Source organism: Aromatoleum evansii (genome assembly GCF_045689615.1).
In the GTDB taxonomy this organism is placed as follows: domain Bacteria; phylum Pseudomonadota; class Gammaproteobacteria; order Burkholderiales; family Rhodocyclaceae; genus Aromatoleum; species Aromatoleum evansii.
This window is the reverse complement of record NZ_CP141259.1, coordinates 4,556,509-4,577,128: the sequence shown is the minus strand read 5'-3', so window position 1 is coordinate 4,577,128 and position 20,620 is coordinate 4,556,509. Positions and strand designations below refer to the sequence as shown.

Sequence of the window (20,620 nt, the reverse complement as noted above, 5' to 3'; positions counted from 1 at the left end):
GTAAATAAAGCCCGCGCGGACCGGGCGGACAACTTGCGGTCATCCACAGGAGAAATCCTCATGCAAACCACTCTCGTCGCCACCGGCGCGCGCGGCGCGGAAAAGCTCGCGCGCATCCCGGTCCGCATCGACCCGGCCGTCGCGTCCGAGCCGCGTCCCCCGTGGCTGCGCGCCCGCGATCCCGGCACGCCCGAAGTGCTGCGCCTGCAATCCGTGCTGCGCGAGCACAATCTCCATACGGTGTGTGAGGAGGCCGCCTGCCCGAACATCGGCGAATGCTTCGGCAATGGCACGGCGACCTTCATGATCCTCGGCAGCCTGTGCACGCGGCGCTGCCCCTACTGCGACGTCGCGCACGGCCGGCCGCTGCCGCCTGATCCGGACGAGCCGCGCGAGCTCGCGGCGGTCGTCGCCGCGATGCGCCTGCGCTACGTCGTGATCACCTCGGTCGATCGTGACGACCTGCGCGACGGCGGCGCCGGCCATTTCGCCGACTGCATCACCGCCGTCCGGGACGCGGTGCCCGGCATCCGCATCGAAATCCTGACGCCGGACTTCCGCGGCCGCGAGGCCGTCGCGCTCGACCGCCTCGCCGCGTCGCCCCCCGACGTCTTCAACCACAACATCGAGACCGTGCCGCGCCTCTTCCGTGCCGCACGCCCCGGCGGCGACTATGCCGGTTCGCTCGCGCTGATCCAGGCCGTGAAGCGCCGGCTGCCGCAGGTGCCGACGAAGTCCGGCCTGATGCTGGGCCTGGGCGAGACCGACGCCGAGGTGCTCGCGACGCTGCGCGACCTGCGCGCGCACGGCTGCGACATCGTCACGCTCGGCCAGTACCTGCGCCCGTCGAGCGCGCATCTGCCGGTGGACCGCTACGTGTCGCCGGCGGAGTTCGAACGCCTGCGCGATGCGGCGCTCGCGCTGGGTTTTGCCGAAGTCGCCGCGGGGCCGCTCGTGCGCTCGTCCTATCGCGCCGACGAGGTGGCGCGCGCAGCGACCGACAGAGCGGCGACATGAGCGCCATCGTCGTCAACGGCCGGCCGATGCCGATCCCGGCGGGCGGGCGCGTCGTCGACCTCGTCAACGCGCTCGGTCACGCGGGCAAGCGCATCGCGGTCGAGCTCAACGGCGACATCGTGCCGCGCGGACGCCATCACGAGATCGCGCTCAACGCCGGCGACCGCATCGAGATCGTCATCGCAGTCGGGGGAGGCTGAAGGATGCACGCAAAGGAACAGCACGCCTTGTCCGCGGGCGACGACCCGCTCGTGATCGGCGGTCGCGCCTATCGCTCGCGCCTGCTCGTCGGCACCGGCAAGTACCGCGACTTCGCGCACACGCGCGCGGCGCTCGACGCGAGTGGTGCCGAGATCGTCACCGTCGCAATCCGCCGCACCAACCTCGGACAGCATCCAGGCGAGCCGAATCTGCTCGACGTGCTGCCGCCGGACCGTTTCACGATCCTGCCCAACACCGCCGGCTGCTATACCGCCGAGGACGCCGTGCGCACGCTGCGCCTCGCGCGCGAACTCCTCGACGGTCACGATCTCGTCAAGCTCGAAGTGCTCGGCGACCGCGACACGCTGTACCCGAACATGCCCGAGACGCTGCGCGCGGCCGAGCGTCTCGTGCGGGACGGCTTCCGCGTGATGGTCTATTGCGCCGACGACCCGGTGCAGGCTCGCATCCTCGAGGAACTCGGCTGCGTCGCGATCATGCCGCTGGCGTCCCTGATCGGCTCCGGCATGGGCATCCTGAATCCGTGGAACCTGAATCTCATCATCGACCGCGCGAGAGTGCCGGTGATCGTCGACGCCGGCGTCGGCACCGCGTCCGACGCCGCGATCGCGATGGAACTGGGTTGCGACGGCGTGCTGATGAACACCGCGATCGCCGCCGCGGGCGATCCGGTCAGGATGGCCGATGCGATGGGCAAGGCGGTCGCCGCGGGCCGCGAGGCCTTCCTCGCCGGCCGCATGCCGCGCAAGTTCTACGGCGCGTCGCCCAGTTCGCCAACGAGCGGCCTCATCGGGCGCGCCGACGGGGGCGCCGGCTGAACCGGCCGCCTCCGGCCGGGCGCGGCCTCACGCCATCCCGAACCCCAGCAGCGCGGCGATGCCCAGCACGGCGAAGATCGACGCCGCCACGCCGTGGATCAGCCGCACCGGCAGGCGCTGCGCGATGCCGTTGCCCGCGAGCACGGCCGGCACGTTCGCGATCATCATCCCCAGCGTCGTGCCGGTGACCACCGCGGCGAAGGCGCCGTACTGCGCCGCCAGCGCGACGGTGGCGATCTGTGTCTTGTCGCCCATCTCGGCGAGGAAGAAGGCGACGACGGTGGTCGCGAACACGCCGAACTTCGGCACCGTGATCTCGTCCTCGTCGAGTTTGTCCGGGATCATCATCCACACCGCCATCGCGATGAACGAAAGGCCCAGCACCCAGCGCAGCACGTCGGGTCCGAGCACCGTCGTGACCCAGGTGCCGACTGCACCGGCGAAGGCGTGGTTCGCGATCGTCGCGACGAAGATGCCGGCGATGATCGGCCACGGCTTGCGGAAGCGCGCAGCAAGCATGAAGGCGAGCAACTGCGTCTTGTCGCCGATTTCAGCGAGCGCGACGATGCCGGTGGATACGGAAAAAGCTTCGAGAGGCAGGTTCATCAGGTTCTCCGGGCCGGCGCATGACCGATGACCGCACGCCTCCCCGGCCCGAACAATCGGAGAGCATGCGGTCAAAAGTCTCGCCAGGTCCGAGGACTGAACACGCCATGCCCGGACGGGCAAGTTTGTTGACGTGGTCCCTCCGATGGGTTCGGAGGCGGCTACTCCCTAATGACGGCGCGGATTGTAACCGCTGGCCGGTGGCAAAGGGAAGGGTGGGGAGAAGATCGTGCTAAAGATTCGCGGATTGCGGCCGAAGATCTTTGCATGGAGGATCCGGCCATCGCCGGGTCTGTTTGTGAATCCCGACGAATTTCCGTTCGGGCTGAGCCCTTCGACAGGCTCGGGGCGAACGGGGGTACCTGACCGTAAGGTCGATGCGTTGCGTTGTCCGTCTTCCTGCCCGCCATGATCGTTCGCCTTCCCGTCCGCTACGCACTGCTCGCGGCCCTGCTGCTGCCGGGCCTCGTCTCGGCCGAGCAGACCTGGGACATGGTCGTGCGCGATCGTGAGCGCACGGTCGAGATCGACCGTTCCAGCGTGATCCAGTCCGACGGTGGGCAGAAGGTCGCGTGGGCGCGCATCGTGCTCTCGCCCGAGCGTGCCGCGATCGAGGGCTACGCTTCGGTGAAGGCGATGAACCGCTACGACTGCTACAACCGTAGTTTCTTCACCCTCAAACGCGTCTATCTGGACGAACGCCACGTGGTCCTCCGCGAGGAGGGCGGTCTCGACGAGAGCCCGGTGCTCGCGGCACGCAACAGCGTGGACGAGCGCCTATGGCAGGAAGTGTGCAAACCGCCTTCGGTCTCCGATCTCAAGAAAATTGCGCGCGACGTGACGGCGATCGCCGAGGCCGCGAATGCCGACGCGGGCATCACCCCACTGGTGCCGCTCAGCCGTTCGGCGGCCGTGCCGGCCGATACCCCGGCGCGCGAGACCGAGCGCATCGCGCGCCACGCGCGGAGCCGGGCGCCGGCGACCGAGACCAAAACCGCGTCCGCGGAATCCTCGCCACCTGCGAAGCACGCGCCGTCGTCGCGACGCAACGCGGCACCTGCCAGCGAGGCCGTCGCTGCCCTCGCGCCCACGGCATCGCGGCCGCCGCTTGCCCCCGACTTTGCATTTCGGCGTCCCGAGTGGAGCTACGAAGGCGACACCGGCCCCGACAAATGGTCGGCGCTGCGCCCGGAGTGGGCCGTCTGCGCGCAGGGCAAGCGCCAGTCGCCGATCGACCTGCGCAACGGCATCAAGGTTGACCTAGAAGCGCCGCGCTTCGACTACCGCGAAACCGGCTTCCGTATCGCCGACACCGGCCGCACGCTGCGCGTGCACGTCGGAGCCGGCATGGGCGTGGTGCTGCGCGGCCAGCGCTACGAGCTGGAATCCTTCGAATTCCACCGCCCCTCCGTCGAGCGCATCGGCGGCCAGGCCTCCGACATGGTCGTCCATTTCCATCACCGCAACGCCGCCGGCCACATCGCGATCGTCGCCGTACTGCTCGAAAGCGGCGAACGCCCGCATCCGCTGATCCAGACCCTGTGGAACAACCTGCCGCTCGAGCGCGGCACGGACTACACGCCGACGGTCACGATAGACCCCGCCCAGTTGCTGCCTGCAAGCGCGTCGCATTACCTCTTCATGGGCTCGCTCGAATCCCCGCCCTGCACCGAAGGCGTGCTGTGGGCGGTGATGAAGGAACCGCTATACCTCTCGCCCGAGCAACTCGCGATCTTCGCCCGCCTCTATGCGCGCAACGGGCGCCCGATCCAGCCGCACAACGGCCGGCTGATTCTCGAGTCGCGCTGACGGGCGAGCACGGCGGTCGCGCCAGCCCGGTAGGTGGCGTCGCGCACCCCGCAGCGCGTGCGGTCGTGGGGACGCTCCCGGATCTGCTGATCGCTCAACCGATCGCTCAACCGATCGCTCGTGCGATCAACGTGACCGGCAGCGCGACGCTGCGGCCCAGGAGGTCGAGCACTTCGCCTTGCAGGCGATTCCAGCGCACACCGGGCGTCACGATCGGCTCGCCTTCGAGATCAGGATCGCAGTGCATCTCGGTCCAGCCGGTGTAGTTCTTCACTTCGGGGATTTTCCGGGGGAGGTTCTGGAATTCGGGCAGGCGATCGAAAACGTGTGTGGGGAGTTCGTTGACGGGATCGATGACGTTCCGCCCCCAGCCTTCGCCGAAGGGCTTTGAGGTCATGAACAGGCGGCCGTCCTTGGTTTCGATGAAGGCCTGTTGATTGACGACGGTGATGGCGGAGATATTCTCGGCCCCGAAATAACGTGTGCCGACCCACGACCCTTCCTCAAAGGTCTTGCCATAGTCCTTGGAGACGGCAAAACCGGAAACATCCGAATACGGCATGAAGATGAAATCCCCGTCATTGTCGGCGTGGACAATACGCGGAAGGAACAGTCGGGCGAATTGATCCATATAGGAACTACGGATGCCGCGCTTTATATCGACGTAGTAAACCGCCCCTTCGCAGGCGTAGCCGACGATCTCAAGGTGGCGATGGTCGTCGAAGCGATAAATAACTTGAGTGGCTGGCTTTCGGGGCGGTTGCGCGTGGTTCGATGGCAATATGGGAACCAGACCGCCAAGCGCGAGGGCCGCGGCAGATAGCTGTGCGGCGCGTCTGAGCTTGCCGCGGGCGAGCCGGGCACAGCCCGCGGCAAGTAACAGGGTCCAGGCAGAAATGAGCCAGAGTAGCGGAGTACTCATTTTGAGTTCCCTATTGTCCGTGCACGACGGGGAAGGCAGCGGGCTTATTTCGGGAGACCCTGTGTAGGTGATCTACGGTCTGCCGTTCGCGCTGCAGATCGCGCATCCGCTCCTCCCATTCGCGCTGAGGCCATTTGTGGCGTTCGCTTTGTAGACGGGCGATGCGCTCGTCAATCTTCTGCAACTCCTGGAAATAGTGTTCCGTGGCGGTACGCTCATTCACGATGCCTGACATTATGGGAGGCCTGTTCATCTGCTTCTTGATGCCATCCGGCAAGAGACCGCGAGCGTAATATTCGTGGTCTTCCTTTGCCTGGCTGAACCGCCAGTCCGCCTGCCGCAGCAACTCCTGCCAGAATGCCCCGCCGTCTACCTTGGTCTCGTCATAGCTACGGCAGCGCCCGATGGCCAGATCGAAGGCCGCTGCGCAGCGAGCGGCGTTGTCGTCCAGGACGATGGCGGAGTGATTCGAGATTTCGGTTTCGGTATTGCGCGCCTTGGCGCGCAGCTCGTCTGAAGTCATGGCGCGCGTAATACGCAGATTGCCGTCCGACGTCTTTACCGCGCGGACGATTTGCCAGCGCTTGCCTTGCGCGTCGAAAGCCGCCTCGACGGCCGCGAGGTCGCTCGGCGGGAGTTCCAGGATTTGGCCGGGTCGCAACGGGGGGGCGTTCGGGCGCGGATCGGGCATCGGGCGGGGGTCAGTAATCAGATTGTTGCCAGTTTCGGCGGCCGCAGCCGCGAAAACGTCCCAGTCGGAGGGGCCGAGCGTTGTGCAGCCGGCCGGCAGGGCGAACGTATAGCCGAGATCCGGAAGTGCCGGGGCGTTGATGTTGCGCGGGGCGCCGGTAGGAATATCGGCGTTGGTGGCTACCGGCTTGGCCCCCTTGCGCTGCAGATCCGGCAGATCGATCCGTCCCGGCGGGGCGTGAAGCGGGCGGCCATGCAGGAAGGCGCGCTGCGCGAAGGCGGGGCCGAGCCGTTCGGCGACCCCCGGGGGGACTCCCTGCCAGCCGATGCCCTGAACGTTCCGCAGCGACACGGTCATGTCGTGTGGGCAGAAGTAGTTGAATACCTTGCCGTGGTTGTCGCGCATGTGGGCGACGATCGAGGCGGCGTCGCGGCTGGCGATGCCGCTTGCGGCGAGTTGCGTGGCGGCAGGGCCGGGCATGCGCTGCGCGTCGATGAGCCGGCACAGATTGGCGAGGGTCTCCGTGCGTGCGCGCTGCGACTGCTGCGGGCCGAAGGACTGCATCCCCTCGAGGCGGGGCGTCTCCAGGCTGTAGGGCGAATGATTGAGGATCAGGCAATCGGCGGGGCGTCTCGCCGGAGTCGCCTGCGTCACGAGGAAATTGGCGAGCAGCGCCACCAGCGTGCCCTGACTGTGGGCGACGATGTTGATGGAATCGTTCTCTGTCTGCTGCTCACCACGAATCTTAGCGACAAGGTTTGCCAGTCGTTGCGCTGCGTGGACGAAGTAGATGCGGTGCGGATTCTCATACACGGGGTGGCTGAGATCCTCGCCAACATGGCGGGAGGCCCAGCGGGCGAGGCCGAGAATGTCGCCGCCCGGCCCCCACATATCGATGAGGGTGGTCGTGGCGTTGGCGAAGACTCCGCCGTTCTTGGCGAAGTGCTCGTCGAGGCGGTTGTTGAAGCAATCGACATTTTCGAAGCCGCGCTTCGGATCGCTCTTGCCGTCGATGTAGTATGCGTCGTAGGGTGCTTCGGCGCCCGCCGGACCGCGGCGATTGAGCTCTTCGCGATAACGCGCCTGGTCGGCGTCGTAGGTCACCTTGTCCACCGGCCGGTAACCCCAGTAGAACGGGATGATGGGGTTGTAGCCTTGTGCGTCGGCACGGCGCTGGTAACTTGCGATGCGGTTGTCCTTGCAGGCTTTGGGGATGTCCCAGTCTCCCGGGGTAAGATCCTTGCGCCCGAGGCGGATATTGAGTCCCGCGCATAAGCCGCGTGCCTGAGTGGCATAGGCTTCGCCGATGTCATTGACTCCGTGTACCAGAATGACGACGCCGGGCATGGGGCGAGGCATCCGGACGCGCGCCTCGGCCGCGGCGGCCTTCGGGACCGTGGTGGCTGTGCGCACTACGTCGCCGTTGCGGCGAGCTTCTTCGATGCGTCGATTGGGCGAGTAATTCTTCATGGCGGGGCGGGTTCAGGCAGAAGCGGAGGTGTCTTCAGGTAGGATTTCGATGGCGATATGCTGGAAGTGGGCGGCATCGGCAGTGTCGGCGTAACCTTGCGCATCGGTCCGCCCTTCGATTACGCGGCCGTCCTCCAGAGTCATGCGGAACCGGCGATTGACGATCGGATCGTCGCTGCCGTCCCAGGTCAGGGCCGGACGGCGGTGGAAGGCGTCCGGCGGCATGAAGGCCGGGGCGTCGTAACTCAGGCTAGTCGGTCCCCCAAAACTCTTCTTCGACGCATGCACCGTGATCGTCCCGGGGCACGCCACAGTGATGCCGCCGTCGATCGTGATGCTGGCGCCGCCTTCCACGCTCAACACGATCTTCTTCGCCGCGGCGAAGTCGATGTTCGCGCCGGCGCTGACGAGCTTCATTCCGTCGCGGGCGAGGAGCTTGAGTTCGTCGCTTTGCGCCTGCAGCGCGATGTCGTCCCTGGCGGCGATGAGGCGGATGCCGGTGTGGTCGTCGCCGGGCCGGATGGCGCCGGCGACGAGGCCGATCGCCTGGCCGGCGTGGACGCGCGCGGCTCCGGCCACGGCGAGGTTCGTGTCGGCGCCGCTCATGAGGGTGGCCGTGTCGCCGGCGGCGATCTGAACGCTCTGGCCGGCGACCAGGCCGATGCCGGCACGGGCGGCCTGAAGGATCGCGGGGGCGGTGAGGTGGGGGATGCGGTGGCCGGTGACGGCGGTGTTGCCGGCATCCGCGTCGGCGATGGCCTCGGCCGGATCGCGCTCCGAGACCATCCCAGCAGCGATCCGGCGCAACGCCTCGAGGGGTGGGTGGTCCGGGGCGGCGGCGCTGGCGCGGGCAGCGGTGCTGCCGATTGCTGCCGCGAGTTTGACGGTCTGGTGTGTCGCGGCCGCGTGCGACAGGGTGTCGGCGAGCGTGCAGGCTTGTTTGAGCAACGCCATGCCGGGAGCGAAATCGCCGGCCGGTTCGCCCGCGTGACGCGCGGGCCAGGTGCTCATGACGATGCCGCGGCCCGCACGTAGCGCCCCCCAGGCGTCCGTGCGCAGCTCGGCGCCGGTGCCGCGGAACGATCCGCGGTAGTTGCCGGTCTGGTGGATGAGGTGGCCGAGGTTGAGCTCCGAGGCATGCTGCGTCGACTTGAGCTGTACGCGCAATTGCTGGTCGCTGTCGTCGAAGACGAGCTGGTTGTGACCCGCATTGGGGCCGTGGGCGCCGAATTCCCTGGTCTTGAAGCCGCTCAGCGCGTCCGCGTGGCGGTGGCTCGCCGCCGCGGCGCCGTGCCAGGCGGGGCTGCTGCCTCCAGCGAGGTTGCCCTGTCCGGCCGGGTGGTGGTCGGTCGCGCCGTCGAACACGCCGGTGTCGGAGGCCGGCCCGGGGCGGCCGCCCGGCGTGGGGGCGACGCCGCCTTCGCCGCGGCCGTTGTAGAGCGCGCCGAGCACGACGGGGCGGTCGATGTCGCCGCCGAGGAAGCCCACCAGCACTTCCTGGCCGATGCGCGGCAGCCACTGCCAGCCCATGCCCGCGCCGGCCTGCCGGCTGGCGACGCGCACCCAGCAGCTCGAACGGTCGTCCGGGGTGTCGCCCGCCTGCCAGTGAAAGCGCACCTTGATGCGGCCGAGCGCATCGCACCACAGCTCGTCGGCGCCGTTGGGCACGTTCTCGCCCTGCGGGCCGACGACGATGGCGCTCATCGGACCGGGCGCGGTGGGCCGCGGGTTGATGCGCAGGCCAGTGTCGTCGGCGAGCGCCGGGCGCCACGGCCGCTCCGCGCGCAGCGCGTCGAAGGCGTTGCCGTAGCCGCGGCTGCGCGCGAGGTCAATGAGGGCGGCGGGGAGTTCCGACGGGGCCTTCACCGGCTCGAGCGTGTCGCCGGTCGCGAGCGCGGCGTCGTCCTCGTCTGCATCGCCTTGTGCCAGCCGCGCCGCGATCGCGTCGATGCGCTCGGCGTCGAGGTTGTTGATGCCGACGTGCAGGACGTCGAGCACGGCGTAGCGTTCGCCGGCGGGGGCGGGCGCTGCCGCGGGGTCGAGCGGCAGCCCATTCACCGCGACGAAGCAGCCGGGGCGCAGGCTGCGCACGGTGCCGCGGCCGAGGCAGGTGCTCGCGCGCGCCTCCGCGGCCTCCATCGCGAGGCGCTGGTAGCGCTCGGCTTCGGCCACGCTCGCATGGGCGTACTGGCCGGCGAAGTCGTAGTGCTCGAGCGGTGGCAGGTCGGCACTGCCGACGCGATGCGCCGTCGGCACGCTCGCCGCGATCGAGCGCTTGGCGCGGTAGTCGTAGCCGAGCACGGTGCCGAGGGTGGGTGCGAGGCGGTGCTGCGCGCCGAAGGCGACGATGCTGTCCTGGTCTTCCTGCGAATCGGCGCGGTGGAAGCGGATGCCGCGACCGCCGAGCGCGTGCGCCGAGAGAGGGTCTTCCGGGAAGCGCGTGCTGTCGGCGAAGAGGCGCATGCGGTGGCGCGCCGGGGCGTCCGCATCCTCCTCGATGCACCAGCCCAGGCCTTCCTCGGCGAGCAGGCGCGACACGAAGGCGTAGTCGGATTCGCGGTATTGCACGCAGTAGCTGCGCGGGCGGGCGCTCGCGAGGAAAGGGGCGACGTCCTCGTGCCAGTGCCACGCGGCGTGTTCGCGGTAGTCGGCGAACACGGCGTCGAGGATCTCGGGGACGGACTTGTCCTGGAACACGCGGTTGTGGCGACCGCGCGTGAGAAGCCAGGTCCACGGCACCACGGTGAGCCGGTAGCGGCTCCAGCCGCCGTCGCTGCCGATATGCGCGGCGGCCCGCACGAGGCCCGAACGTTCGCTGCGACTGCCGTCGGAGAGCGCGGTGCGCAGCGTCATCGCCTGTCCGAGCAGGGGCTCGAGGGCGAGGAAGGCATCTTGCGACAGGGCGTCGATGTGGAACTCGAAGCCGCCCGACAGGCTTTCGCGTCCCCACCAGGCTTCGACCGCGAGCGGCGGGCCGTCCGTGTGCCAGTGCAGGTCGTACAGGCGGGAGTGGGCGGCGAGCGGGTGCATGTCGTCGAGCGTGAAGTCGGTGGAGGTTTGAAAAGACCAAAAGCATAACATTTTGACATGTCGCGCGTGTTCGATGTGGTAATGGACGCTAGCGACCGAACGCGTGCCCGTCAGCGTCGCGGCAATGAGATGAATCCGGCGCACCTTGTATTTGCTCGCGAGACAGCCTAAATTACTGACCGGTTAGTCATTAAGTCGGCGCCGCGCGCCGGTTTCCCGCCCCCATGTCCGACTCCATCCGCCCGCCCGCACGCCAACGCCGCAAGGAGGCGCGTCCGCAGGAACTCACCGCTGCCGCGCTGTCGCTCTTCGTCGAGAAGGGTTTCGCCGCGACGCGGCTCGATGACATCGCCGAGCGCGCAGGCGTCTCCAAGGGCACCCTGTACCTCTACTTCGAAAGCAAGGACGCGCTGTTCAAGGCCGTGATCCAGGAAGGCATCGTCTCCGCGCTGCATGCGGGCGAGGCGCTATTCGATGAGTACGACGATCCGCTGGAACTGCTGCGCACCATCCTGCAGGGCTGGTGGGAACGCATCGGCAATACCGAACTGGGTGGCATCCCGAAGCTGATGATGTCCGAAGCGCGCAATTTCCCCGACGTTGCCGCCTACTACCAGCAGGAAGTCCTGCAGCGCGGCACCGCGTTGCTGCGCAAGGCCGTCATGCGCGGCATCGAGCGCGGCGTGTTCCGGCAGGTCGACACCGACGCGATCTGCAGCGTCCTGATCGCGCCGCTCGTCTACCGGGCGATGTGGCGACAGTCCTTCGGCCCTGCCTGCGGACAGGAAACCGATACGGCGCAGTACCTGCGCACCTATTTCGACCTGATCCTGAACGGCCTCCTGACCGGGGCGCCCGGGGGAACTGCACGATGAAGACAATACTGACGAGCACCGTCCTGCTTACCCTGCTTGCCGGATGCTCCGGCCCCGCACCGGTCGACAAGCCTCCGCGCGCCGTCCTGGTGCGCACCATCGGGACTGCCGCCTCGGAGCCGCAACTGCGCGTCTATACCGGCGAGGTGCGCGCGCGCCATGAGGCCGACATCGGCTTTCGCATCGGCGGCAAGCTGATCGAGCGCAGCGTGGACGCCGGCGCGCGCGTGCGCTCAGGGCAGGTGCTCGCCCGCCTCGATCCGCAGGACGTGAAGCTCGCCGAGCAGGCCGCAGCGGCGCAGGTGTCGGCGGCGGAGGCAGATGTGGCGCTGGCCCGCGCGGAATTCGAGCGAGTGCAGAATCTGCACGCACGCAACTTCATCAGCGCCTCCGCGCTGGACAGCCGACGCACCGCCCTGCAGGCCGCCGAAGCGCGTCTGCGCCAGGTCCGCGCGCAACTCGCCGCGGCAGGCAACCAGGCCGGTTACGCCGCCCTGACGGTTGCCGACGAGGGGGTGGTTACAGCGGTCATTGCGGAAGCCGGGCAGGTGGTCGCGGCGGGCCAGCCCGTGCTGCGCGTCGCGCGCCCCGGCGAACGCGAGGTGTTGATCCACGTGCCGGAAAGCCGCATCGCGGAACTGCGGCCGGGTTTGCCCGCCGCCGCGCGCGCCTGGGCGAACCCTGCACATGCCTATGTGGCTGCGGTGCGCGAGATCGCCCCCGCGGCCGACGCGGCGACCCGCTCCTACGCCGTGCGCGTCAGCGTGGTCGGTGCAGATGATGCGCTGCCGCTCGGTGCCACGGCGAGCGTTGCGTTTGCGCAGTCCCCCGATGCGGCGCAGGCGATCCTGCCATTGACCGCGGTGACCCGCATGGATGGACGCGCAACCGTCTGGGTCGTCGACGAGGCTTCGAAACTCGTCCCGCACGCCGTGGACACGGGGGCGTTCCGCGAAGACGGCGTCGTGGTCGCAAGCGGCCTGCCAGCCGGTGCGCGCGTGGTGGTCACGGGCGTGCATCGCCTCGTCGCGGGCGAAGTGGTGCGCGCGGTCGATGAAGCCGCCCCGGTCGCGCTGGATGCTCGCAAATGACGACCCCGCGCGATTTCCACGAAGGGCGATTCAACATCTCCGCCTGGGGCCTGCGCCACCAGACCCTGGTGCTCTACTTCATGGCCGTGCTCGCCGTGATCGGGCTGTATTCCTACTCGCGCCTGGGGCAGTCGGAGGATCCGCCCTTCACCTTCAAGGTGATGGTGATCCGCACCGAGTGGCCCGGCACCACCGCCGAGGAGGTCGCGCGCCAGGTCACCGACAAGATCGAGAAGAAGCTGCAGGAAGTCGCCCAGGTCGACGTGCTGCGCAGCTTCTCGCGTCCCGGCGAGTCGATGGTGTTCTTCGTTGCAAAGGATTCGACCCCGCCGCGCGAGATGCCCGAAGTCTGGTATCAGGTGCGCAAGAAGGTCGGCGACATCCGCCACACCCTGCCGCAGGGCATCGTCGGCCCGACCTTCAATGACGAATTCGGCGACACCTACGGCAACATCTTCGCGCTGGTCGGCGAGGGGCTCGACTATGCCGAACTCAAGCGCTACGCCGAGGCGATTCGCAGCGAACTGCTGCGCGTGCCGGACGTCGCCAAGGTGAGCTTCTTCGGCGAGCAGCCCGAACGCATATATATCGAACTCTCGAACACCAAGCTCGCGACCTTCGGCCTCTCGGTGCGCGACATTGCCGGCGCACTCGCCGGCCAGAACGCGACCACCGGTGCCGGCTTCTTCGATACCGCCGACGAGCGCGTGTGGCTGCGCCCGAGCGGTGCCTTCGAGGATCTCGATGCCATCCGCGACACCGTCATCCGCGCCCAGGGGCGCAGCTTCCGTCTCGGCGACGTCGCCGAGGTGCGCCGCGGCTTCGCAGATCCGCCGCGCGAGCGCATGCGCTTCAGGGGCGAGGACGCGCTCGGCATCGGCGTGTCGATGCGCGCCGGCGGCGACATCATCGCGCTCGGCCGCCACCTCGACGAGGCTACCGCCCGCATCGACGCCCAGCTCCCCGTCGGCGTGCGCCTCGAGCGCGTCGCCGACCAGCCGCGCGCGGTCGCGCGCTCGGTCGGCGAGTTCGTCCGCGTGCTCGCAGAGGCGGTCGTCATCGTCATGGCGGTGAGCCTGCTCTCGCTCGGCCTGCGCACCGGCGTCGTCGTGCTCGTGATCATTCCGGTCGTGCTCGCGATCACCTTCCTCTTCATGAACCTTCTGGGCATCGGCTTGCACAAGATTTCGCTCGGTGCCCTGATCCTCGCGCTGGGCCTGCTCGTCGACGATGCGATCATCGCGGTCGAGATGATGGCCACAAAGATGGAACAGGGCTGGGAGCGCGCAAAGGCCGCGAGTGCTGCCTACGTCTCCACCGCGATGCCCATGCTCTCCGGCACGCTCGTGACCGCGGCGGGCTTCCTGCCGATCGCGACCGCGGCGTCGGCAACGGGCGAATACACGCGCTCCATCTTCCAGGTCACGGTCATCGCGCTGCTGGTGTCCTGGATCGCGGCGGTGCTGTTCGTACCCTGGCTCGGCTACCACATCCTGCCCGACTTCCGTGCGCAGCGCGGCAAGCAGTCAGTGTTCGCGCGTCTCCTCGGTCGCCTGTCGCCGCGGCTCGGAGCGAAACTCGCCGAGCGCGACGCCCGCGCCCACGAGCTGCACGACGAATACGCCATCTACCACACGGCCTTCTATACGCGCCTGCGTGCCCTCGTCGATGCCTGCGTCGCCCATCGCTGGCTCGTGATCCTCGTGACCCTGTTCGTCTTCGCCGGCTCGCTGTTCGTGTTCGCCCGCTTCGTGCCGCAGCAGTTCTTCCCGGAATCCACTCGCCCGGAACTGCTCGTCGACCTGCGCCTGCCCGAAGGCGCCTCGCATCAGGCCACAGAACGCGCGGTCAGGCGCCTGGAAACCTTCCTCGATGCGCAAACCGGCATCGAGAACTACGTCGCCTGGGTCGGTGGCGGCAGCCCGCGCTTCTACCTTCCGCTCGACCAGCAGCTGCCGCAGACCAGCTTCGCCCAATTCGTGATCCTCACCGAAGGCCCTGAGGCGCGCGAGGCCCTGCGCGCGAAACTGATCGGGCTATTCGAGCAGGCCCCGGCCGAGCTCATCGGTGTCGTCAATCGGCTCGAAAACGGCCCGCCGGTCGGTTTTCCCGTCCAGTACCGCGTCAGCGGCCAGGATCTCGACGAACTGCGGCGCATCGCCCACGAGGTCGCCGCGAAGATGCGCGCCCACCCGCAGCTCTCCAACGTGCATCTCGACTGGGAAGAGCCGTCCAAGCGCGTGCGTCTCAAGGTCGATCAGGACAAGGCGCGCCTCCTCGGCCTCACGACGCAGGACGTCGCGACCCTGCTCAACACCTCGGTGCAAGGCTTTGCCGTCACCCAGTTCCGCGAAGGCACCGAAACGATCGACGTGATGCTGCGCGGTGCCGAATCCGAGCGCGTGCATCTGGGCCTGCTGCCGGACCTCGCAATCCCCGTCGGCGGCGGCCGCAGCGTGTCGCTCGCCCAGGTCGCAACGGCCGAATACGGATTCGAGCAGGGCGTTGTCTGGCGCCGTAACCGCATCCCTACCGTCACGGTGCGCGCCAACCTGTACGGCGGCGTGCAACCTGCCGTCGTCGTTGCCGATCTCGCCCCGCAGATGGCGTCCATCGAAGCCGCGCTGCCGCTGGGCTGCCGCGTCGAGGTCGGCGGAGCCGTCGAGGAGAGCGCCAAGGGCGGCACGTCTGTCGCCGCGGGCATGCCGCTCTTCCTCATCGCCGTGCTCACGGTGCTCATGCTGCAGTTGCAGAGCTTCTCGCTCGTCGCAATGGTGGTGCTCACTGCGCCGTTGGGGTTGATCGGCGTGACCGCCTTCCTGCTCGCCTTCGGCAAGCCCTTCGGCTTCGTCGCGATGCTCGGCACGATCGCGCTCTCAGGCATGATCATGCGCAACTCCGTGATCCTGGTCGACCAGATCCGGCAGGACCGCGAACACGGCCGCAGCGCGTGGGACGCCATCGTCGAATCGACCGTGCGGCGCTTCCGCCCCATCATGCTCACCGCCGCCGCGGCGATCCTCGCGATGATCCCGCTCTCGCGCAGCGCCTTCTTCGGCCCCATGGCAGTCGCCATCATGGGCGGCCTCACCGTCGCCACCGTGCTGACCCTGATCTTCCTGCCCGCGCTGTATGCGGCGTGGTACCGCGTGCGCCGTCCCATGTGAGGCCATGTGGAAACCTTCCTTATGGAAACCTTCGCTGTGGGAGCGGCTTCAGCCGCGAATGGGCTTTCCGACATGGCATAGTCCCGATTCGCGGCTGAAGCCGCTCCCACAAGGCCGTCTTCCCCCGCCCCGCTTGCGATTCCCTTGCGAATGCATCGCGCCCCAGTGCAGCAAGTACGCTAAAATGCACAAGTTTACTTATCGCGCACTAAATTAGCGTGTGCTAATATTTGCACAGGAAGCCAATGCCATGAACTTCGAACGCGCCCGCTTCAACATGGTCGAGCAGCAGATCCGCCCCTGGGATGTGCTGGATATGGACGTTCTCGACCTCCTGATGACGGTCAAGCGCGAGGAATTCGTTCCTCCCGCCCACAAGACGCTTGCCTTCGCGGACGTCGAGATTCCCATCGGCTGCGGCCAGACCATGCTCAAGCCCGTCATCGAGGGCCGCATCCTGCAGGCGCTGCCGCTCAAGCGTTCCGACTCCGTGCTCGAGATCGGCACCGGCTCCGGCTACTTCGCAGCGCTGCTTGCCGCGCGCACCGACTGGGTCCGCTCGATCGAGATCGAGCCCGAACTCGCCCGCTTCGCGACCGACAACCTCAATCGCGCGGGTGTCGAGAACGTCATCGTCGAGGAAGGCGACGCCGCGCGTGGCTGGAGCAGCCGCGCGCCCTACGACGTCATCGTCGTCACGGGCGGCCTGCCGATGATGCCGCAGAGCCTGCTCGACCAGCTCAAGGTTGGCGGCCGCATGTTCGCCTTCGTCGGCGAGGCGCCCGTCATGGAAGCCCGCCTCATCACCCGCGTCTCGGAAGACCAGTACCAGACCGAAGACGTGTTCGAAACCGTCGTCCCGATGCTGAAGAACGCCCAGCGCAAGGACGAATTCCGCTTCTGAGGAACCCCCGCATGCGACAGATCACCGCCACCGAACTCGCCGAACGGCTCGCGTCCCCCCAGGGCGACAAGCCATTCCTGCTCGACGTGCGCGAGCCGATCGAGTTCGAGATCTGTCGCATCGAAGGCTCCCTGCTGATGCCGATGGCCTCCGTGCCGGCGCGCCAGACCGAACTCGATCCCGACGACGAGATCGTCGTCATCTGCCACCACGGTGGCCGCAGCGCGCAGGTGTGCATGTTTCTCGAGCGTCAGGGCTTCTCCCGAGTCATCAATCTTGCCGGCGGGGTCGCCGCCTGGGCTGCCCAGGTCGACCCGACCATGCCGCAGTACTGACCTTACAGCGAATTGAGCACGGAGAAGTCAATGAAGCGCGCAATCGCCCTGAGTCTCGTCACCTTCTTTTCGGCCAGCGCCTGGTCGGCCGACCTCCTGCAGGTCTATCGCGACGCGCTCGCCAACGACGCGCGCTTCGCCGCCGCCCGCGCCCAGTACGAGGCGGGGCAGGAACGGGTCGTGCAGGGTCGCGCCGGGCTCCTGCCGACCATCGGCGCCAATGCCAACACCACCTGGAACGACGTCGATACGCACACCCGCGTCTTCGGCACGCGCGAATACAACAGCAACGGTTACGGCGTGCAACTCACGCAGCCGCTGTTCCGCTGGCAGAACTGGATCCAGTACAAGCAGGGCGAACTCCAGACCGCGCTCGCCGAAGTCCAGCTCGGGCAGGCGCGCCACGACCTCATCCTGCGCGTCTCGCAAGCCTATTTCGACGTCCTCAACGCCCAGGACGCCCTTGCCGCACAGTCGCAGCTCAAGAAGGCCGCGTCCGAGCAACTCGAACTCGCCAAGGCCAGCTTCGAGGTCGGCACCGTCACGATCACCGACGTGCATGAAGCGCAATCGCGCTTCGACCTCGCCTCGGCGCAGGAAATCGCCGCGCAGAACGACCTGGATGTGCGCCGCCAGGCCCTCGTCCAGATCGTTGGTCTGGATCCGTCGCCGCTCGCCGGCCTGCGACAGGGCGTCTCCCTGGCCCGCCCCCAGCCCGACAGCATCGCCGAATGGGCAAGCGCGGCAGAGCAGGGTAGCTATGCCGTTCAGGCGCAGCAGATCGCGCGCGAAATCGCCGCGCGCGAAGTCGAACGCAACCGCGCCGGCCACTACCCGACCCTCGATGTCGTCGCCGCCCGCAGCCACAGCAGTGCAGGCTTCAGCTCCAGCGCCGCAGGCGGCTCGACGCGCACCGACGCCAACACCGTCGGCCTGCAGCTCAACGTCCCGATCTTCGCCGGTGGCGCCGTCTCGTCGCGCGAACGTGAAGCCGCGGCGCTCAAGATCAAGGCCGACGCCGACCTCGACGACGCCCGCCGTTCATCCGTGCTCGCCGCACGCCAGGCCTACCTCGGCGTCACGAGCGGCATGGCGCAGGTCAAGGCTCTTGAGGCTGCCCAGGTCTCGTCGACATCCGCCCTCGAAGCCAATCGCCTCGGCTACGAAGTCGGTGTGCGCATCAACATCGACGTCCTCAACGCCCAGTCTCAACTCGCCGACACCCAGCGCCAGCTAGCCCGCGCCCGCTACGACACCATCCTCGCCCAGCTGCGCCTCAAGGCCGCTGCCGGCACGCTTGGCGAAGAAGACGTCCAGCTCATCGACGCGTTGCTGGTAGAGTGATTGGCTCCGATTTCTCCGTGGGAGCGGCTTCAGCCGCGAATTGGCCGTTCAGAGTGTGATATCGCCAATTCGCGGCTGAAGCCGCTCCCACAGAGTTCAGCTCCCACAGAGTTCAGCTCCCACAGAGTTCAGCTCCCACAGAGTTCAGCTCCCACAGAGTTCAGCTCCCACAGAGTTCAGCTCCCACAGAGTTCAGCTCCCACAGAGTTCAGCTCCCACAGAGTTCAAGTCCTATAGAGTCCCGCCCCGTCCGCCGCTGCTGCGCGCGTCCACCACGATGGGCGGTTTACAAGCTGAGATAGACCGAATCCCACAAGGGATAGTCGCCCAGCCTTGCCACAATACCCGCGCGCAAAGGATTCGCGACCACATATCGGGCAAGCGCGTGGAGATCCTCCTCGCTCCTCGTCGCGCGATCATGAAAGCCCGTTTGCCAGATTCCCGTCAGCCCAGCCATAAGCCCGATTCGCCGCGCGGAAACCCCTTTCACCCAGCCGACGATGCCCAAGAGGTTTTCGCCTTCCCCGAGCATCAATAGCCAGTGCAGGTGGTCGGGCATCAGCACATATGCCAACGTGTTCGTGCGCTGAGCGTTATCGGCCGCCTTCAATGTCTGCACTACCGCGAGTCCGAGCCGCAGGTCGTGAAAAACAGGGCGACGGGCGCGTGTTGTCGTAGTGATGAGATATGCCCGACCGCTCTCGGAAAATCTTCCTGACCGCAATGAGGAGCTGTGAAATCGGCAAGAGTCGGTCATAAAAGACCATCAGAAGCTGGTGGTCAATAAATGATAAATCAATTTTAATGTGGGAGCGGCTTCAGCCGCGAAAGGGCGGTACTACAGTCTAAACGGCCCATTCGCGGCTGAAGCCGCTCCCACAGAAGGGCATCCGCGAGCAGTGACACAGTGAACACACATCATCGGCGGTGCTCTCCCGCAAAAGCGACCGGCCTCGCTCTTGTGGGAGCGGCTTCAGCCGCGAAACAGACTCTCCACCATCGCCATCGTCCTCGCCGTCGCCCCGCGATGAGTCGCGGCAAAACTCAGTCCCGCATCGCCCGCCGCAATGCGAGCCTGCCTGTCACCAAGCAACGTCACCGCGATCCGCATCCCCTGATCGACGTCCGCCGCGCGTCGCGCCGCCCCGGCCGCAATTGCCAGCTCCGCAACCTGCGCGAAGTTGAAGGTATGCGGTCCCAGCACCACCGGCGTTCCCACCGCGCACGCCTCGATCAGATTCTGCCCGCCGAAAGGCAACCAACTGCCGCCGATCAGCGCCACGTCAGCTGCCGCGTAATACGCAAACATCTCGCCCATCGAATCGCCCAGCCACACGCGCGTGTCGGCCGCGACCGCCGTCTCGTCCGAACGCCGCTGCAGCTTGAACCCGCGGGCTTCGACCAGCCGTGCGACCTCATCGAAACGCTGCGGATGCCGCGGCACAAGCGCGAGCAGCGCGTCGTCCGGCGCCTGCGCCCGGAACGCATCGAGAATCAGCGTCTCCTCCCCCTCGCGGGTGCTTGCCGCGAGAAGGACCGGGCGCCGGCCAAAGCGTTCGCGGAAACTCGCCCCAAGCGTGATCAGCGCATCCGGCGGTGAGATGTCGAACTTGATGTTCCCCGTCACTGCAACCCCGCTCGCTCCCAACTCCCCCAGTCGCCGTGCGTCCGCCTCGGTTTGCGCGCCAACCGCGGCAAGCGCACCCACGGTCATGCGCGTCAGGGTCGGCCAGCGTGCATAGCGCCGCGCCGAACGCACCGAAAGCCGCGCATTCGCGAGCAGCACCGGCACCCGGCTGGCACGACAGCTCGCCAACAGCGTCGGCCAAAGCTCTGTCTCCATCACAATGCCCACACGCGGCCGGAAGTGAGCGAGGAAGCGCCGGCACGGCCAGCCCAGGTCGTACGGCAGATAGCAGCGCATCACGCGCGGCTCCGCGCCGAACAGGCTCTCGGACGTCTCCCGCCCCGTCGGCGTCATGTGCGTCAGCAGCACCATGTGATCCGGCCAACGCGCCAGCAGCGCCCGCACCAGCGGTTCCGCCGCGCGCGTCTCCCCCACCGACACCGCATGCACCCAGATCACCGACAGCGGCGCGCGGTCCGCGTAATGCCCGAAGCGCTCGCCCAGATGCTTCAGGTAGGCAGGTTGCCGCCGCGCGCGCCACACCAGGCGCAGCAGCACGAAAGGCAGGGCGCACAACCACAACAAGGCATAGGACAATCTGGCAAGCATCGGGCGTCCGGTTCTGGCGAGCCGCCAAGTATATCGTCGCCTGCCGCCACGACCGGCCGGGAGTAGGGCAGGGCGGGTGAAAA

General features: G+C 67.5%; 16 protein-coding genes and 1 riboswitch. Of the genes, 10 read left to right on the top strand and 6 right to left on the bottom strand.

The genetic code is table 11. The features are described from left to right. The first annotated feature begins 60 nt into the window (after window positions 1-60). From lipA to U5817_RS21400, 3 genes are read left to right on the top strand one after another with little or no spacing between them, the layout of a single operon-like run. A complete protein-coding gene (gene lipA, locus U5817_RS21410) occupies window positions 61-1,017 on the top strand; it encodes a lipoyl synthase (RefSeq protein ID WP_407278747.1) in 957 nt (318 codons plus the stop codon). Continuing rightward, window positions 1,014-1,217, top strand: a complete 204-nt coding sequence (thiS, locus tag U5817_RS21405; protein WP_169127339.1) for a sulfur carrier protein ThiS — start codon at window positions 1,014-1,016, stop codon at window positions 1,215-1,217. The genes lipA and thiS overlap by 4 nt, the downstream gene beginning before the upstream one ends. Window positions 1,218-1,220: 3 nt before the next feature. After that, window positions 1,221-2,057, top strand: coding sequence for a thiazole synthase (locus tag U5817_RS21400; RefSeq protein WP_169127337.1), 837 nt, complete (start codon window positions 1,221-1,223; stop codon window positions 2,055-2,057). A 27-nt stretch (window positions 2,058-2,084) separates the two neighbouring features. Here the strand turns inward: U5817_RS21400 and U5817_RS21395 are convergent, their stop codons facing one another. Next, window positions 2,085-2,663: a TMEM165/GDT1 family protein gene (locus tag U5817_RS21395; protein WP_169127335.1), complete on the bottom strand. Its 579-nt coding sequence runs from the start codon at window positions 2,661-2,663 to the stop codon at window positions 2,085-2,087. Between the two features lie 2 nt (window positions 2,664-2,665). Beyond that, window positions 2,666-2,845, bottom strand: a riboswitch (yybP-ykoY riboswitch). Between the two features lie 226 nt (window positions 2,846-3,071). On the opposite strand from U5817_RS21395, the gene U5817_RS21390 reads away from it, so the two are divergent. Then, window positions 3,072-4,472, top strand: a complete 1,401-nt coding sequence (locus tag U5817_RS21390) for a carbonic anhydrase (RefSeq protein ID WP_407278746.1) — start codon at window positions 3,072-3,074, stop codon at window positions 4,470-4,472. 106 nt (window positions 4,473-4,578) lie between these two features. Here the strand turns inward: U5817_RS21390 and U5817_RS21385 are convergent, their stop codons facing one another. The 3 genes from U5817_RS21385 to U5817_RS21375 are packed head-to-tail and all read right to left on the bottom strand — an operon-like array spanning window position 4,579 to window position 10,585. Continuing rightward, the gene (locus tag U5817_RS21385) at window positions 4,579-5,394 is read right to left on the bottom strand and encodes a hypothetical protein (protein WP_169127331.1); all 816 of its coding nucleotides are present in this window, start codon (window positions 5,392-5,394) and stop codon (window positions 4,579-4,581) included. Window positions 5,395-5,404: 10 nt separating this feature from the next. Then, on the bottom strand, window positions 5,405-7,555 hold the full coding sequence (locus U5817_RS21380; RefSeq protein WP_407278745.1) for a DUF3274 domain-containing protein: 2,151 nt from the start codon (window positions 7,553-7,555) through the stop codon (window positions 5,405-5,407). Between the two features lie 12 nt (window positions 7,556-7,567). After that, window positions 7,568-10,585 (bottom strand): type VI secretion system Vgr family protein, encoded by a 3,018-nt coding sequence (locus U5817_RS21375; protein ID WP_407278744.1) that lies wholly within the window; start codon window positions 10,583-10,585, stop codon window positions 7,568-7,570. Window positions 10,586-10,809: 224 nt separating this feature from the next. Between U5817_RS21375 and U5817_RS21370 the strand changes: the two genes are divergently transcribed. The 6 genes from U5817_RS21370 to U5817_RS21345 all read left to right on the top strand — a co-directional run bounded on the left by U5817_RS21370 (window position 10,810) and on the right by U5817_RS21345 (window position 18,301). Then, window positions 10,810-11,460 carry a TetR/AcrR family transcriptional regulator gene (locus U5817_RS21370; protein WP_407278743.1) on the top strand — a complete coding sequence of 217 codons (651 nt, stop codon included), beginning with the start codon at window positions 10,810-10,812 and terminating at the stop codon, window positions 11,458-11,460. Then, window positions 11,457-12,551, top strand: coding sequence for an efflux RND transporter periplasmic adaptor subunit (locus U5817_RS21365; protein WP_407278742.1), 1,095 nt, complete (start codon window positions 11,457-11,459; stop codon window positions 12,549-12,551). The genes U5817_RS21370 and U5817_RS21365 overlap by 4 nt, the downstream gene beginning before the upstream one ends. Next, window positions 12,548-15,718, top strand: a complete 3,171-nt coding sequence (locus tag U5817_RS21360) for an efflux RND transporter permease subunit (RefSeq protein ID WP_407278741.1) — start codon at window positions 12,548-12,550, stop codon at window positions 15,716-15,718. Before U5817_RS21365 ends, U5817_RS21360 begins: the two co-directional genes overlap by 4 nt. A 250-nt stretch (window positions 15,719-15,968) precedes the next feature. Continuing rightward, the gene (locus U5817_RS21355; protein ID WP_169127321.1) at window positions 15,969-16,622 is read left to right on the top strand and encodes a protein-L-isoaspartate O-methyltransferase; all 654 of its coding nucleotides are present in this window, start codon (window positions 15,969-15,971) and stop codon (window positions 16,620-16,622) included. 11 nt (window positions 16,623-16,633) lie between these two features. Continuing rightward, window positions 16,634-16,957: a rhodanese-like domain-containing protein gene (locus U5817_RS21350; protein WP_169127319.1), complete on the top strand. Its 324-nt coding sequence runs from the start codon at window positions 16,634-16,636 to the stop codon at window positions 16,955-16,957. Window positions 16,958-16,987: 30 nt separating this feature from the next. After that, window positions 16,988-18,301, top strand: a complete 1,314-nt coding sequence (locus U5817_RS21345; protein WP_407278739.1) for a TolC family outer membrane protein — start codon at window positions 16,988-16,990, stop codon at window positions 18,299-18,301. 286 nt (window positions 18,302-18,587) lie between these two features. Here U5817_RS21345 and U5817_RS21340 read toward each other — a convergent pair whose 3' ends face one another. Both U5817_RS21340 and waaA read right to left on the bottom strand, forming a co-directional pair. Next, complete coding sequence (locus U5817_RS21340; protein WP_407278738.1) at window positions 18,588-19,058, bottom strand: REP-associated tyrosine transposase; 471 nt, start codon at window positions 19,056-19,058, stop codon at window positions 18,588-18,590. Between the two features lie 216 nt (window positions 19,059-19,274). Then, window positions 19,275-20,537, bottom strand: a complete 1,263-nt coding sequence (waaA, locus tag U5817_RS21335) for a lipid IV(A) 3-deoxy-D-manno-octulosonic acid transferase (RefSeq protein WP_407278737.1) — start codon at window positions 20,535-20,537, stop codon at window positions 19,275-19,277. Between the last annotated feature and the right edge of the window lie 83 nt (window positions 20,538-20,620).

Bases quoted from the DNA above. Each gene is read 5' to 3' on its own strand.
- U5817_RS21365 (WP_407278742.1), top strand. From the start codon at position 11,457: ATGAAGACAATACTGACGAGCACCGTCCTGCTTACCCTGCTTGCCGGA.
- U5817_RS21340 (WP_407278738.1), bottom strand. From the start codon at position 19,058: ATGACCGACTCTTGCCGATTTCACAGCTCCTCATTGCGGTCAGGAAGA.
- U5817_RS21400 (WP_169127337.1), top strand. From the start codon at position 1,221: ATGCACGCAAAGGAACAGCACGCCTTGTCCGCGGGCGACGACCCGCTC.
- U5817_RS21375 (WP_407278744.1), bottom strand. From the start codon at position 10,585: ATGCACCCGCTCGCCGCCCACTCCCGCCTGTACGACCTGCACTGGCAC.
- U5817_RS21395 (WP_169127335.1), bottom strand. From the start codon at position 2,663: ATGAACCTGCCTCTCGAAGCTTTTTCCGTATCCACCGGCATCGTCGCG.
- U5817_RS21370 (WP_407278743.1), top strand. From the start codon at position 10,810: ATGTCCGACTCCATCCGCCCGCCCGCACGCCAACGCCGCAAGGAGGCG.
- U5817_RS21380 (WP_407278745.1), bottom strand. From the start codon at position 7,555: ATGAAGAATTACTCGCCCAATCGACGCATCGAAGAAGCTCGCCGCAAC.
- U5817_RS21390 (WP_407278746.1), top strand. From the start codon at position 3,072: ATGATCGTTCGCCTTCCCGTCCGCTACGCACTGCTCGCGGCCCTGCTG.
- thiS (WP_169127339.1), top strand. From the start codon at position 1,014: ATGAGCGCCATCGTCGTCAACGGCCGGCCGATGCCGATCCCGGCGGGC.
- U5817_RS21355 (WP_169127321.1), top strand. From the start codon at position 15,969: ATGAACTTCGAACGCGCCCGCTTCAACATGGTCGAGCAGCAGATCCGC.
- U5817_RS21345 (WP_407278739.1), top strand. From the start codon at position 16,988: ATGAAGCGCGCAATCGCCCTGAGTCTCGTCACCTTCTTTTCGGCCAGC.
- U5817_RS21350 (WP_169127319.1), top strand. From the start codon at position 16,634: ATGCGACAGATCACCGCCACCGAACTCGCCGAACGGCTCGCGTCCCCC.
- lipA (WP_407278747.1), top strand. From the start codon at position 61: ATGCAAACCACTCTCGTCGCCACCGGCGCGCGCGGCGCGGAAAAGCTC.
- waaA (WP_407278737.1), bottom strand. From the start codon at position 20,537: ATGCTTGCCAGATTGTCCTATGCCTTGTTGTGGTTGTGCGCCCTGCCT.
- U5817_RS21385 (WP_169127331.1), bottom strand. From the start codon at position 5,394: ATGAGTACTCCGCTACTCTGGCTCATTTCTGCCTGGACCCTGTTACTT.
- U5817_RS21360 (WP_407278741.1), top strand. From the start codon at position 12,548: ATGACGACCCCGCGCGATTTCCACGAAGGGCGATTCAACATCTCCGCC.